At 69.3% G+C, this 13,541-nt stretch carries 14 protein-coding genes; 8 read left to right on the forward strand and 6 right to left on the reverse strand.

What is annotated here, in order from left to right; all coding sequences use genetic code 11:
* Positions 1-29 precede the first annotated feature (29 nt).
* Both AB0M80_RS10015 and AB0M80_RS10020 read right to left on the reverse strand, forming a co-directional pair.
* Entirely contained in the window at positions 30-785 is a 756-nt protein-coding gene (locus AB0M80_RS10015; protein ID WP_364561522.1) for a decaprenylphospho-beta-D-erythro-pentofuranosid-2-ulose 2-reductase, read from the reverse strand.
* Positions 782-2,152 (reverse strand): FAD-binding oxidoreductase, encoded by a 1,371-nt coding sequence (locus AB0M80_RS10020; RefSeq protein WP_364561525.1) that lies wholly within the window; start codon positions 2,150-2,152, stop codon positions 782-784. Before AB0M80_RS10020 ends, AB0M80_RS10015 begins: the two co-directional genes overlap by 4 nt.
* A gap of 125 nt (positions 2,153-2,277) precedes the next feature.
* Between AB0M80_RS10020 and AB0M80_RS10025 the strand changes: the two genes are divergently transcribed.
* Together AB0M80_RS10025 and AB0M80_RS10030 are read left to right on the forward strand one after the other, a co-directional pair.
* On the forward strand, positions 2,278-2,748 hold the full coding sequence (locus AB0M80_RS10025) for a GtrA family protein (protein ID WP_364561527.1): 471 nt from the start codon (positions 2,278-2,280) through the stop codon (positions 2,746-2,748).
* A gap of 8 nt (positions 2,749-2,756) precedes the next feature.
* A complete protein-coding gene (locus AB0M80_RS10030; RefSeq protein ID WP_364561530.1) occupies positions 2,757-4,676 on the forward strand; it encodes a glycosyltransferase in 1,920 nt (639 codons plus the stop codon).
* A 54-nt stretch (positions 4,677-4,730) separates the two neighbouring features.
* Here the strand turns inward: AB0M80_RS10030 and AB0M80_RS10035 are convergent, their stop codons facing one another.
* A complete protein-coding gene (locus AB0M80_RS10035) occupies positions 4,731-4,976 on the reverse strand; it encodes a hypothetical protein (protein WP_364561532.1) in 246 nt (81 codons plus the stop codon).
* Positions 4,977-5,102: 126 nt separating this feature from the next.
* On the opposite strand from AB0M80_RS10035, the gene AB0M80_RS10040 reads away from it, so the two are divergent.
* From AB0M80_RS10040 to AB0M80_RS10055, 4 genes are all read left to right on the forward strand, one after another.
* On the forward strand, positions 5,103-5,864 hold the full coding sequence (locus tag AB0M80_RS10040) for an ESX secretion-associated protein EspG (RefSeq protein WP_364561534.1): 762 nt from the start codon (positions 5,103-5,105) through the stop codon (positions 5,862-5,864).
* 129 nt (positions 5,865-5,993) lie between these two features.
* The gene (locus AB0M80_RS10045; protein ID WP_364561537.1) at positions 5,994-6,443 is read left to right on the forward strand and encodes a hypothetical protein; all 450 of its coding nucleotides are present in this window, start codon (positions 5,994-5,996) and stop codon (positions 6,441-6,443) included.
* A gap of 4 nt (positions 6,444-6,447) precedes the next feature.
* The gene (locus AB0M80_RS10050) at positions 6,448-7,020 is read left to right on the forward strand and encodes a DUF3558 family protein (RefSeq protein WP_364561540.1); all 573 of its coding nucleotides are present in this window, start codon (positions 6,448-6,450) and stop codon (positions 7,018-7,020) included.
* Positions 7,021-7,030: 10 nt separating this feature from the next.
* Positions 7,031-8,524, forward strand: coding sequence for a hypothetical protein (locus tag AB0M80_RS10055; RefSeq protein ID WP_364561543.1), 1,494 nt, complete (start codon positions 7,031-7,033; stop codon positions 8,522-8,524).
* Positions 8,525-8,575: 51 nt separating this feature from the next.
* On the opposite strand, the gene AB0M80_RS10060 is transcribed toward AB0M80_RS10055, so the two are convergent.
* The 3 genes from AB0M80_RS10060 to AB0M80_RS10070 are packed head-to-tail and all read right to left on the reverse strand — an operon-like array spanning position 8,576 to position 11,258.
* Complete coding sequence (locus AB0M80_RS10060) at positions 8,576-9,484, reverse strand: glycosyltransferase family 2 protein (RefSeq protein ID WP_364561546.1); 909 nt, start codon at positions 9,482-9,484, stop codon at positions 8,576-8,578.
* Complete coding sequence (locus tag AB0M80_RS10065; protein ID WP_364561549.1) at positions 9,484-10,299, reverse strand: ABC transporter ATP-binding protein; 816 nt, start codon at positions 10,297-10,299, stop codon at positions 9,484-9,486. The genes AB0M80_RS10060 and AB0M80_RS10065 overlap by 1 nt, the downstream gene beginning before the upstream one ends.
* Positions 10,300-10,304: 5 nt before the next feature.
* Complete coding sequence (locus AB0M80_RS10070; RefSeq protein ID WP_364561552.1) at positions 10,305-11,258, reverse strand: ABC transporter permease; 954 nt, start codon at positions 11,256-11,258, stop codon at positions 10,305-10,307.
* Positions 11,259-11,387: 129 nt separating this feature from the next.
* Between AB0M80_RS10070 and AB0M80_RS10075 the strand changes: the two genes are divergently transcribed.
* On the forward strand, positions 11,388-12,413 hold the full coding sequence (locus AB0M80_RS10075; RefSeq protein ID WP_364561555.1) for an N-acetylneuraminate synthase family protein: 1,026 nt from the start codon (positions 11,388-11,390) through the stop codon (positions 12,411-12,413).
* Positions 12,406-13,536 (forward strand): UDP-N-acetylglucosamine 2-epimerase, encoded by a 1,131-nt coding sequence (gene neuC / locus AB0M80_RS10080; RefSeq protein WP_364561557.1) that lies wholly within the window; start codon positions 12,406-12,408, stop codon positions 13,534-13,536. The genes AB0M80_RS10075 and neuC overlap by 8 nt, the downstream gene beginning before the upstream one ends.
* Positions 13,537-13,541 lie beyond the last annotated feature (5 nt).

The following is a 13,541-nucleotide window of genomic DNA, read 5'->3' on the forward strand; positions in this document are numbered from 1 at the left end:
CGGCTACCTGGCCACGACGAAGCCTGACGTCAGATCGGGAGCTTGCGGAAGATCGGCCGCGGGACGTGCCGCAGCGCCGACATCACCAGGCGGAACGGGGCGGGCGCCCACACCAGGTCCTTGCCCGCGCGGGCCGCGCCGACGGCGATCTCCGCGACCTGCTCGGCCGTCTGCGCCAGCGGGGCGTCCTTCAGGCCCTCGGTCATCTTCGTCTTGACGTGGCCGGGGCGGACGACCGTCACCTTCACGCCGTGCGGCGCGAGGGCCTCGCCGAGGCCCAGGTAGAAGCCGTCGAAGCCAGCCTTGGTCGAGCCGTAGACGAAGTTGGACCGCCGGACGCGCTCGCCGGCCACCGACGACAGCGCGATCACCGTGCCGTGGCCCTGGACCTTGAGCTTCTCCGACAGCGCGACGCCGACCGACACCGCGGCGGTGTAGTTCACGGTGGCCAGCTCGACGGCCTTGGCGTGGTCCTGCCAGACCTCTTCCGGGTCGCCGAGCAGGCCGAACGCCACGACCGCGACGTCGATGTCGCCGCCCTCGAACGCCTTGGCGAGCACGCTGGGGTGCGACGCCGTGTCCTTGGCGTCGAAGGCGACCGTCGAAACCTCCGCCCCGCGGTCCTTCAGGCGCTGTGCGGCCGCGTCGAGGCGCGGCGACGGCCGGGCGGCCAGCACGACCCGCAGCGGCTTCTCGGCCAGGTACTTCTCGGCGATCGCCAGTGCGATGTCGGACGTGCCGCCGAGCAGGAGCAGGGATTGGGGGTTGCCCACCGCGTCGATCACAGTTCGAGCCTCCGGCTCATGTCAGAGGCGAAAACGCCTTCGGGGTCGATGGAAGCGCGCACCTTGCGCCATTCTTCGAGCCGCGGGTACATCTTCGCGAACGTCTCGGGCGACGTGCGCGAGTCCTTCGCGGTGTAGAGGCGGCCGCCCAGCTCCAAGACGTCTTCGTCGAGCTCCTGGCAGAAGCGGCTCAGGCCGTCCTTGATCGGGAAGTCGACGCAGACCATCCAGCCCGGGTGCGGGAACGACAGCGGGGCCGCGTTGCCCTCGCCCATGCGCTTGAAGACGTTGAGGAAGGACACGTGCCCCGACTCGGCGATCTTCCGGACGATGTTCCGCAGCGGCTCGTGCGCGTTCAGCGGCGTCGAGAACTGGTACTGCAGGAAGCCCTTCGAGCCGTAGGCCCGGTTCCACTCGCCGAACATGTCGAGCGGGTGGTAGAAGGCCGTCAGGTTCTGGATCACCCCGCGGGCCGCCTTCGGCGTCTTCCGGTAGTACAGCTCGCCGATGGCGCCGAAGGTCAGCTTGTTGGCCAGGCCGTTCGGGAAGACGTCCGGCAGCGTCGCCAGCTGCGGGGCGTCGAACTTCAGCGGGTTCGCCCGCAGCTTCGGCGGCAGCTCGTCCAGCTTGGCGAGCGAGCCGCGGCCGAAGGCGGCGCGGCCCAGCTTCGGGCCGGTGGAGATCGTGTCGAACCACGCCGACGAGTACGTGTAGTTGTCGTCGGAGCCGTTGCTGACCAGCTCGAGCGTCTCGTCGAGGTTGTTCGTGCGCTCGTTGTCCGCGATGAAGTACGCGGTCTCGGTCTTGGTCATCCGGATCTTGGCCCGGACGATGATGCCGGTCAGGCCGATGCCGGCCACGGTCGCCCAGAACAGCTCGGCGTCCGGGCCCTCCGGCGTCAGCGTGCGGATCTGCCCGTCCGCGGTGATCAGGTCCATCGACACGACGTGGTTGCCGAAGCTGCCCGCGCTGTGGTGGTTCTTGCCGTGGATGTCGTTGGCGATCGCGCCGCCGATCGTCACCTGCCGGGTGCCCGGCAGCACCGGGACCCACAGGCCGTACGGCAGGGCCTCGCGCATCAGCTGGTCGAGGCTGACACCGGCGTCGACGTCGACCAGCGCGGTGTCGGGGTCGATCGAGTGGATCCGGTTCAGCGCGGTCATGTCGACGACGAGGCCGCCGGCGTTCTGCGCCGGGTCGCCGTAGGACCGGCCGAGGCCGCGGGCGATGACGCCGCGCTCACCGGCTTGGGCCACGGCTCGGGCGATCACCTCGACATCGGAGGTGGTCAGCACGTCGGCGATGGTCGGTGACGTCCGCGCCCAGCCCATGAGCGTGCGTCGCTGTGTTTCGGGTACGTGGGTCACTCGACCAGGGTAGCCACGCCGAATGACGCCCGGAACGTGACCCTGAAGTGCTCGCTTCTACACTTTGCGCATCAAGGCACAAGCGCCCGCGCGGGTGACCGTGACTCAGGCATCGAGGTAATGCAGTGGTGGCGACCGATCCGCAAGCCGACGCGACGGCTGGTCCGTCGGCGTCCCCGGGACTGCTCGGGCAGCTCATCCGCTTCGCCCTGATCGGGGGCTTCTGCGCCCTGATCGACCTGGGCACCTACACACTGCTGACCCAGGTGGCCGGGATGGCCACTTCACCGTGGGTCGACATCGCTCGCGCTATCAGTTTCATCGTGGGCACCACCACGGCGTTCTTCCTGAACCGGAAGTTCACCTTCGCCGGCGGGCGCCGCGACGGGAAGGCGCAGGTCGGCTCGTTCGTCCTGCTCTACACCGTGACGTTCTTCGTCGCGGTCGGGGTGAACCAGCTCATGCTGCAGGTGCTGCCGGAGTCCGCGTGGCAGCACACGCTGTGCTGGGCCGTGTCGCAGGCCACCGCCACGGTGATCAATTTCGTGATGCTCAAGTGGGTCGTGTTCCGCGAGCCGTCGACTGAGGAGAACTGAGGACACTCATGCCCGGTAAAACAGCAACCCCGGCGCCGACCACCCAAGCCGGCGCGGCCGCCGAGACGCGGTTCACCGAGCACACTCCGCAGGGCCGCCTGACGGCGCAGCGCGGGCTCTACGCCGGCCCCGCGCCGATCGTCAGCAAGGACCTGTACGCCGAGCTCGAGTGGGGCGCGGCCGTGCGGGAACGGGCGGCGATCACCGTCGAGCCCGCCTCCAAGGTGTCGGGCAACACGTACTTCGGCCGGTTCCCGGCCAGCTACTGGCAGCGGTGGACGACGGTGACCGAGGTCTCGGTCGAGGCCGTCGTCACCGGCACCGGCCTGCTCTCCATGGGCGCGTCGGACGTCGAGGGCGAGCCGCGCGTGGTGGCCGCCGAGCAGGTGACCGACGCCAAGCAGGCGAAGGTGACGCTGACCGGCAAGCTGGACAAGTTCTACGACGGCGGCGCGCTCTGGCTCGACCTCGAGACCGAGGGCGGCCAGACGCTGCGCGTCGAGCAGGTCCGCTGGACAGTTGAAGCACCGACCGTGATCCGCCCGACCGCGGTCACCATCTGCACGATGAACCGCGCCGACGACTGCCTGAAGAACCTCCAGGCCCTCGCCGCGGACGTCTCGTCGCTGGAGACCCTGGACGCGATCTACGTCGCCGACCAGGGCACCGACCTCGTCGAGTCCCGCGAGGGCTTCGAGCAGGTCGCCAAGGACCTCGCCGACAAGCTGCACTACATCAAGCAGCCGAACCTCGGCGGCGCCGGCGGCTTCACCCGCGGCCTCTTCGAGGTGGCCGGGCACACCGCGACCGAGCACGCGAACGTCCTGTTCATGGACGACGACGTGCTGCTGGAGCCGGACCTGGTGATCCGGATGACGGCGTTCTCCAACCGCGCCGCCAACCCGATCATCGTCGGCGGCCAGATGCTGAACCTGTTCCACCCGAACCAGCTGCACGTCGGCGCCGAGTACGCCCGGCTCAACACGCTCGAGCCCGGCCAGCCGGTCGAGCACTCGCTGTCCACCGCCGACCTGCTCGGCGTGGACGAGGAGACGCTGAAGCCGAACCGCCAGGAGCGCCGCCTGGACGCCGGTTACAACGGCTGGTGGTCGTGCCTGATCCCCTACGAGGTGGTGCAGGCCACCGGCTACCCGCTGCCGTTCTTCTTCCAGTGGGACGACGCGGAGTACTCCTACCGGGCCCGCGCGCACGGCTTCCCGACCGTCACCCTGCCGGGTGCGGGCGTGTGGCACGCGGACTTCCACATGAAGGACTGGGACGAGTGGCACCGGTACTTCAACCTGCGCAACTCGATCATCACCGCGGCGCTGCACTCGCCGTTCAACCTCAACCTGCTTTCGCGGGTGCTGATCGCCCAGCTGGTGCGCTACCTGCTCGGCATGCAGTACGGCCTGTCGGCGACGCTGATCAAGGCCGTCGAGGACTTCCTGAAGGGCCCGGAGATCCTGCGTGACGGCGGGGTCGAGGCGATGAAGGAGATCCGCCGCATCCGCGACGAGTACCCGGAGACCAAGCGCCACCGGGCCACCGACGTCCCGGGCATCGCGTCCAACGACATCGGCATCATCAACAGCGCGCCGCGGCCCAGCATGCAGCGCCTGGTGCTGATCAAGCGGGTCCTCGACCGGGTCCTCGGCCGCAGCCGCTTCGGGCTCGGCGCGGTGCCGATCGACGAGGCCAACTGGTGGCACATCGCGCTGTTCGACACGGCGGTGGTCACCGACGCGAGCCAGGAAGGCGTCCGCGTCCGGTCCTACGACCGCGTGAAGATGTTCGCACTGGCCAAGCAGGGCGCGAAGGTCGTCCAGCGGCTGCGCAAGGAAGGCGCGGCGGTGCAGGAGCAGTACAAGCGCGCCATGCCCGAGCTCACCTCGCGCGACAACTGGAAGCGCCTGTACAAGCTCTGATCACGGGCTTTCGCGAAGGCCGTCTCACGCTCGTCGTGAGGCGGCCTTCGCGCGTTATGAGTGCATGCCGAACACCGTGCTCTTGCGGGTGAGGTCGTCGATGTAGGCGGCGGCGACGTGGGCGAAGTTGATCGCGACCACCTTGTCGTCCTTGGTGGTCACCGGTTCGACCGCGCCGGCGCGCACGAACTGGGTGAGCTTGTCCGCCAGCTTGCCGGATTCCTCGTTGGTCAGCGCGAACAGCAGGGGCTCGCCGCCGGTGGCGAGGTGCAGGACTAGTGCGGGTTTCGAGTCAGTCATGCGTCCATCGGACCAGCGGCGATCTTTGCCGGGCAAGCGAGTTCGCTGAGGGCGCAGCAGCGGGTGGTGGCGCGTGGACTACCGTTTTCGGCGAAGGCCGGAAGCACCCTCGGGGGGACGGAAGCGATGCCTCACTCGTTCTCGCTGTCGCTGGCAGCGGTGGACATCCTGCTCGAGCAGCTCGGGCTCGGCCGCGCGCCGACGCCGTTCGAGGTCCCGCACGTCGGCACGACCGTCGACCAGCGCGCGATGATCCGCGACGCCGTCGTCCGCGACCTGACCGGCCGCGGGCTGTGGAGCCGCGGGCGCCTCGACCCGGACGCCGAGCTGGCGCTGGCCACGTTCGTCCGCGGCAGCGTGACCATCAACGCGGCCGCCGAGCTGGGCGACCGGCACCTGTTCGCCCGCGTCGCCTCCAACGGCCAGTTCGCGGTGCTCGCCCGCCAGGAGGAGAACCTCATCCTCTTCGAGGAGGTCCGCCCGACCGGCATCGTGCCGGCGATCGTCGACCTGCTCCCGCTGACCCCGGCCGCGCCCGGCCAGTCGGTCACCATCTCGCGCCCGCCGGAGCAGCCCCGCCGTCAGCGCCGCGACGACACCTACGACCCGTTCGCCGGCGTCACAGGCCCGCGCTCGCCCAGCGCCGGCGGCCCCCAGGTCCGGATGATCGAGCGCGTGTTCCAGGAGCCGAAGAAGCGCGTCGGCCAGTTCACGGCCCAGACCCGCGGCGGCACGTTCCCCCCGCTGGCCTGGTTCGACACCCCCAGCGGCCGCTGGCTGATGTCGTCCCGCGCGGCGGCCGACGGCCAGCGCTGGATCACCTACGCCCCGGCCGACAACGCCCGGCTGGCGCAGCAGCTGTACGCCCAGCTCGAAGGCCAGTTCTGACCTCCGGGAACCGGTTGCCCCTCCGGTACGTCCGAAGTGAAGATCGGTGAACGGCCGTGGCGGAGGGTGCCCGGCTAGTAGACTTCCGGGTGCACACGCACGGGCGAAGCGATTCGGGGTGGAACAGCGATGCAGATGGCTGACGGCGGGGGCGGCGGCTCGATCGCGGACATCGTCAACCCGCTCTCCTCGGCGAGCATGGGTGCAGCGGTCCTGGCCGTCAAGGCGGAGACCGACAAACTGGTCGCGGCCGCCGCGAGCGGCGGCTTCAAGATCACCCCGGAGGGCGTCAAGCCCATCCGGGACGCGCTGAACGACCTGGTAGCCGACCTCGACGGCCTGGGCTACAAGACCGCGGCGCTGGACCAGGCCCCTCAGCTCGGCAGCCACCCGTACGGGCAAACTGTGGCCTCCCACGACCAAAAGGGCGCCACGGAAGCCGAAAGCTCGGCGAGGGCGGTGCTGAACCAGCTCAAGACGGTCGCCCAGCAGGCCGACGAGGCGCTTGCCCGGGCGGCAGGCCTGTACAAGGAAACCGAGAACCAAGCCTTCTCCTCGCTCCAGACCAAGCAGGCCTGAGGTAATGAAGAAACTCCTCGTTCGTGTCGTACTTCCGCTCGTCGCCGGCGGGGCACTGCTGGCCGGCTGCACCAGCACCCAGGGTGGAACGGCATCGCCCGCGCAGTCGCCGTCGGCCGGCGAGCCGAGCTCCCCGGAGAGCTCGTCGTCGGGTGGGGGCGGGACCGAATCGATCACCGATCCCTGTTCACTGCTCGAACCGGGCGATCTGACCGGCTACGGCGAGTTCAGGCCCCCGGAGAACGAGACCCTCGGTGGCGCGCGCGTGTGCAGCTACCAGAAGAAGACCGCCTCGGCGAGCGACAAGGGCATGGTCGTCGGTGCGAACGTCCGCGACAACGCCTCGGTCGACCAGGTCAGGGACACCGGTCGCGGGGTGGTCGACAAGGAGATCAACGGCCGGAAGGCGAAGGAATCGCTGGACGGAGTCGCTCCGGGGTGCACACTCGGGCTGGCCGTCGGTGATTCGTCCCGGGTGGATGTGGCGGTGACGGCGGTCGAATCGTCGGAAGAGGCCTGCCAGATCGCCGAGGCGGTCGCGAAGGCCGCTGTCGAACCGCGGTTGCCGAAGGGATAGGGGAACCCAGATGACGACACGACAGGGACCGCGGCCGAAGACCGAGGACAAGACGCCCCAGGAAGTCCAGGACATGGCGCCCGCCGAGCGGGATGCCTACCTGCAGCAGAAGGCCGAAGAAGGCGTCGAGCCGGGCAGCTGGCTGTTCGGTCCGGTCCAGCAGTGGATCGCCCAGGCCCAGGCCAAGAACCAGGCCCAGCAGATGGGCGACAAGAACGTCAAGGAAGCCACCACGGGCCGCGACGTCGAGTACGTCCAGGGGCTGCACGCGCCCAACGCGGACTACAAGGGCAGCGACCACACGCAGCTCCAAGCGTTCCTCCAGAGCAACCTCGACGTCGAGCAGGTCTCCGACGTCTCGACGGCGTACCACAAGGTCCACCAGGTCTTCGACAAGTTCGCGCAGTCGATGAACACGGCCGTCAACGCCTCCAAGGGCACCTGGGAAGGCAGCGCGGCCGAGAACGCGCAGCAGTACTTCACCAGCCTCAGCAAGTGGTCCGACGCGAACTCGCAGAACGCGAAGCTGGCCTCGGAAACCATCTACGACCAGGGCCAGGCCGCCGCCACGGCGAAGAACTCCATGCCGGCGCCGATCCCGTTCAGCTGGAAGGACGAGTTCGGGTCCTGGGCGACCTCGAACCCGTTCAACCTGCCCGACAACGTCGACAAGTCCATCCAGAAGCAGAAGGACAGCCAGGCGGCGCACGACGAGGCCGCGAGCGTCATGGCGACCTACGACAAGAACCTCTACGAGGCCGCGTCGAAGCAGCCCGCTTTCGCGCCGCCGCCGAGTTTCAGCACCGGTGGCGGCACCGGTGACCCGAACGGCACCGGGGACAAGAACGGCATCAACAACCCGTCCGGCGTGAACACGCCGGGCGGCAACTCGGTGAACATGCCCGGTGGCAACGCCGGTGTCCAGGGTTTCGGGACCGGTGCCGTCCCCGGCGGCGGCGGGTCGGCCGCGCACTTCTCCGGTCCCGGCTCGACCACCGGGTCCGGGTTCGTGCCCGCGGGCACGACGACGCCGTCGAGCTTCACGCCCGGCTCGATCCCGGCCGCGGCGGCTTCGAACCCGAACCAGCAGTTCGGCGGGATGCCGCCGATGAGCCCGATGCCGATGGGCGGCATGAACTTCGGCGGCGACGAGGCCTACAACTCCAAGGTCGGTGGCGGCGGCAGCGGGCGCGGTGGCGGCGGTTTCGGCCCCGGCGGCTCCGGTGCCGGCAACGCGACGGGCGCGGGCGCCGCGTCGGGTGCCGCCCGGCCGGGTGGGATCGGCGCGGCCGAAGCGGCTGCGGGACGCGGCATGGGTGGCCTGGGTGCGGGCGCCGCCGGCCGTGGTGGCATGGGCCCCGGCGGCGGCGGCATGGGGCGCGGCCAGAAGGGCGAAGGCGACGAGGACACGGAGCACTCGCGCCCGACGTACCTGGTCGAGGGTGACCCCGACGAGGTCTTCGGCACCGACATGCGCACGGCGCCGCCGGTCATCGGCGAATAAGGCGAACGAGAAAGGGCCCCGCGGCGAGCGGGGGCCCTTTTCCGTGGGAACTCAGTAGCGGTAGAACTTCTCGGCGCGGCCCTGCCGCACCAGCTTCAGCCACTGCAGGAACGCCTTCGGGTCGCGCTTCACGCCCACGAAGTACAGTCCGAATCGGACGATCTCCAGCGCGCCGATCCTGCGCATGCCCGGCTGGGACAGCAGGTAGCCGCGGTTGCGGTAGGTGTAGTAGCGCTTGACCTCGTTTTCCGGGTCCTGCGCGTGGAACTTGCCGCCCAGCATGGGCTTGAACTCGTCCGAGCCGTCCGGGTGCAGGTACTTCGTCTTCAGCGACGTGCCGAACGGCAGGCCCGAGCGGACCAGCCGCCGGTGCAGTTCGACCTCGTCGCCGCGGAAGAACAGGCGCAGGTCCGGCACGCCGACGACGTCCAAAGTGGACGCCCGGAACAGCGCGCCGTTCATCAGGGAGGCGATGCCGGGCAGGAAGTCCACGCCCAGCTCGGACTGCGAACGCTTCCACGTCAGGCCGCGGCGCAGCGGGAACGCCAGCTTGTCCGGTGCGTCGATGTTCGACACCACCGGCGAAATCTCCGCCAGGTTCCGCTTTTCCGCCTCCGCCAGCAGGATCGCCAGCACGTTCTCGTCGGCCGGGCGCCCGTCGTCGTCGGCCAGCCACACCCACTCCGCGCCCAGCGACAGCGCGTGCAGCATGCCCAGCGCGAACCCGCCGGCCCCACCGAGGTTCCGGTGCGACGGCAGGTACGTGTACGGCAGCGGGTAGTTCTCCACGACCTCGCGGGCCGAGTCGTCCGGCCCGTTGTCCACCACCACCAGGTGGTCGACCGGCCGGGTCTGGGCCGCGATGACCTTCAGCGAGTCCGCGAGCAGCTCGCGCCGGTGCCGCGTGACGACCACGCCGACGACCGCGCCGTCGGGCAGCTGCCGGGTCTCGCTGGTCATCATTCCCCGCCGTTCGTCGTCGCCGCCGGCTCGACGCCGAAGCGCGCCAGGGTTTCCTGGTTCATGTTCTCGAAGGGGTCGCGCCCCTTGTACGACGTGAGGACGTCTCGCAGCGGACCCTGTTGCTTGAGGTGCCCCTCGTCCATCCAGATGGCCGAGTCGCACAGCTCGAACAGGAACTCGTCCGAGTGGCTGGCGAACACCAGGATGCCGGAGCGCTTCACCAGGTCCTTGAGCCGGTCACGCGCCTTGTTGAGGAACGCCGCGTCGACCGCGCCGATGCCCTCGTCGAGGATGAGGATCTCGGGGTCGATCGACGTGACGACGCCCAGCGCCAGCCGCACGCGCATGCCCGTCGAGTACGTCCGCAGCGGCATCTGCAGGTAGTCGCCGAGCTCGGTGAACTCCGCGATGTCGTCGACCCGCTTCTCCATCTCCTTGGCCGTCATGCCGAGGAAGAGGCCGCGGATGATGATGTTCTCCTCGCCGGAGATCTCCGGGTCCATGCCGACGCCGAGGTCGAAGACCGGCGCGATCTTGCCCTGGATCCGCGACGAACCCCGGGTGGGCTCGTAGATCCCGGCCAGCAGCCGCAGCAGCGTGGACTTGCCGGCGCCGTTGTGCCCGACCAGGCCGACGCGGTCGCCCTCGCGGAGGTTCAGGGTCACGTCGTGCAGGGCCTCGATGATCGGCACCTTGGTCTCGGTGCCGATCTTGCCGCCGACCTTGCCGAGGACCTTCTTCTTCATCGAGCGGGTCTTCGCGTCGAAGATCGGGAAGTCGACGTAGGCGTTCTGGACGTCAATGCTGACCATTTGTGTCACACCCAGTAGGAGACGCGGGCACGGTAGTTGCGCATCGCGACGAGCGCGAGCGCCCAGCCGACGATGGTGATGGAGCCGACCACGATCCAGTTGCCGAGGGTGAACGACTGGCCGATCAGCGGCGCCCGGACCACCTGCATGAAGTGGTACAGCGGGTTCGCCTGGATGATCGGGAGCACCCACGAGATGCCCGCCCGCGCCCCGCCGCCCATCAGCTGGTCGACCGGCCACACGATGGGCGTGCCGTAGAACAGCAGCTGGATCAGCGAGTTGATGACCTGCGGGATGTCGCGGAAGCGGGTCGAGATGATGCCCAGCAGCAGCGTCACCCAGCCGGCGTTCAGCGCGAGCAGCACGAAGCCGGGGATCGCGAGCAGGATGTTCCAGCTCAGGCCGGGGTGGCAGTACAGGCCCGTGTGGCAGAGGCCGTCCGGGGAGCCCAGTGAATACGGGTTGTCCAGCGCGCTGAAGAAGATCACGAGGATCACGACGTAGACGATCATGTTGTGCGCCAGCAGCAGCGACTGCCGCCACACCGTGCGCAGCATGTACACGCTCAGCGGCGCCGGGAGCTGCTTGATCAGCCCCTCGTTGGAGATGAACGTCTCCATGCCCTCGGCGAGGCAGCCGCTGATGAAGCCCCACAGGATGAAGCCGGTGGACAGGTAGGGCAGGAACACCTGGATCGGCGAGTTGAACAGCTGCGAATACAGCAGCCCGAGCCCGAGCGCGATGACCGCCTGGCTGATCGTGATCCAGAAGGGTCCGATCACCGAGCGGCGGTAGCGCTGCTTGATGTCCTGCCAGCCGAGGTGACCCCACAGCTCGCGGGCGCGGAAACCGGCCTTGATGTCGGCGAAGGCACGCGCGAACGTCTTGCTGTCCGACATCGGGGGAGCCGACGTCGCTACGGGTGAGTCCGCGGCCTGAACCGTGCTGGTGGCATGCACGTGGACGAGGGTACCGAGGCGATGCGCGGCGGCCTTGATAGGGCACTGGCGTCGGGCGGGACCGGCCCCGGCGGGCCACGGGATAGGGTCGGGGACGGACCGCAGCCCCGCAGCGACCCGGAGGTTTCCATGTTCATGCTCGGCGAGCACCCGGTCGGTGCCGACCACCCCCCTCTCGTGATCGCCGAGATCGGGATCAACCACGAAGGCGACCCCAAGAAGGCGCACAAGATGGTCGACGACGCCGCGGACGCCGGCGTCCAGGTCGTCAAGATCCAGACCCACGTGGTCGACGACGAGATGATCCCGAACGACGTCGTGCCCGGCAACGCCGACGAGCCGATCTGGGACATGATGAACCGCGTCGCGCTCACCGCCGAGGACGAGCGCGAGATCAAGGCGCACGCCGAGGAGCGCGGGCTCGTCTTCCTGTCGACGCCGTTCTCCCGCGCGGCCGCGGACCGGCTGGCCGAGCTGGGGGTCGAGGGCTTCAAGATCGGCTCGGGGGAGTGCAACAACTACCCGCTGATCCGCCACGTCGCTTCGTTCGGCAAGCCGGTCATCCTCTCGACCGGGATGAACGACATCGCGTCCATCACCCCGGCCGTCGAGATCCTGCGTGCCGCGGGCGTCGGGTTCGCGCTGCTGCACTGCACGTCGCTGTACCCGACGCCGCCGGAGCAGGTGCGCCTCGGCGCGCTCGCCGAGCTGCACGCCGCCTTCCCGGACGCCGAACTCGGGCTTTCCGACCACACCACCACGATCTACCCGTGCCTGGGCGCCGTCGCGCTCGGTGCTTCGGTGCTCGAACGGCACTTCACGTCCGACATGAGCTGGCCGGGCCCGGACATCCCGGTCTCGTCGACGCCCGCGGAGTTCAAGCAGCTCGTCGAGGGATCGCGCCTGATCCACGCGGCCCGGGGCGGGTCGAAGCAGATCCTGGCCGAGGAACAGCCGACGATCGACTTCGCCTACGCCTGCGTCGTCACCACCAAGGACGTCGCCGAGGGCGAGACGCTGAGCGCCGAGAACATCTGGGTCAAGCGCCCGGGCACCGGCGAGATCAAGGCCAAGGACTTCGACAGCCTGCTCGGCCGGACCGTCACGCGGGCGCTGCCCGCGAACACGCAGGTGAGCTGGGCGGACCTTGGCTGAGACCGGGCGGCGTGAGGTTCTGTTCCTCACCGGGACCCGTGCCGACTTCGGGAAGCTGCGGGACGTCATGCTCGCCGTCCAGAAGAGCTCGGTGCTGTCCGCCCGCATCGTGGTCACCGGCATGCACATGCTGCGCAGCTACGGCTACACGGTGCGCGAGATCGAGCTGGCAGGGCTCGAACGGCTGCACCTGATCCCGAACCAGATCGAGGACGAGCCGATGGCGCTCGTGCTGGCCAACACCGTCCAGGCGCTGGCCCGGCTGGTGCACGAGGAGCAGCCCGCCGCGATCGTCGTGCACGGCGACCGGGTCGAGGCCCTCGCCGGCGCGATCGTCGGGTCGCTGGCGAACGTGCGGGTCGTGCACATCGAAGGCGGCGAGGTCAGCGGCACGATCGACGACGTCATCCGGCACTCGCTATCGAAGCACGCCCACGTGCACCTGGTCGCCAACGAGCAGGCCCGGCGCCGGCTGCTGCAGCTCGGCGAGGAGGAGAACCGCATCTTCGTCGTCGGCAGTCCCGAGGTGGACGTCCTGACGTCGGCGCGGCTGCCCGACCTCGACGAGGTCCGGCGCCACTACGAGATCCCGTTCACCGACTACGGCCTGCTCGCCCTGCACCCGGTGACGACGGAACGCGACCAGAACCGGCGCAACGCGGCGGCCGTGGTCGACGCCGTGCTCAGCGAGGGCAACTGGGTGGTCATCGACCCGAACAACGACGAAGGCTGCCGCGAGATCAGGAGCGAACTCGATCGCCTCGAAGGTCCCCGGTTCGTGCGCCTGCCGTCGATGCGGTTCGAGTACTTCGTCACCTTGATGAAGAACGCGGCCGTGGTGCTGGGCAACTCGAGCGCCGGGGTGCGGGAGGCGCCCGTGCTGGGCACCCCGTCGGTCACCGTCGGCACCCGGCAGCGCAACCGGACGATGGCGCCCAGCGTGCTGTCGGTCGACCCCACCGCCGAAGCGGTCACGGCGGGGATCGGCAAGGCCCGGGCGATGGGCCGGTGCGAGCCGCACACCGAGTTCGGCGAGCCGGGCGCGCACCGCCGGATCATCGACCTCCTCGAGGGCGAGGAAATCTGGCGGCCCTCGCTGTACAAGGCCTTCGTGGACCGCTGACCCGC

Source organism: Amycolatopsis sp. NPDC051045 (genome assembly GCF_040682955.1).
GTDB lineage: Bacteria > Actinomycetota > Actinomycetes > Mycobacteriales > Pseudonocardiaceae > Amycolatopsis.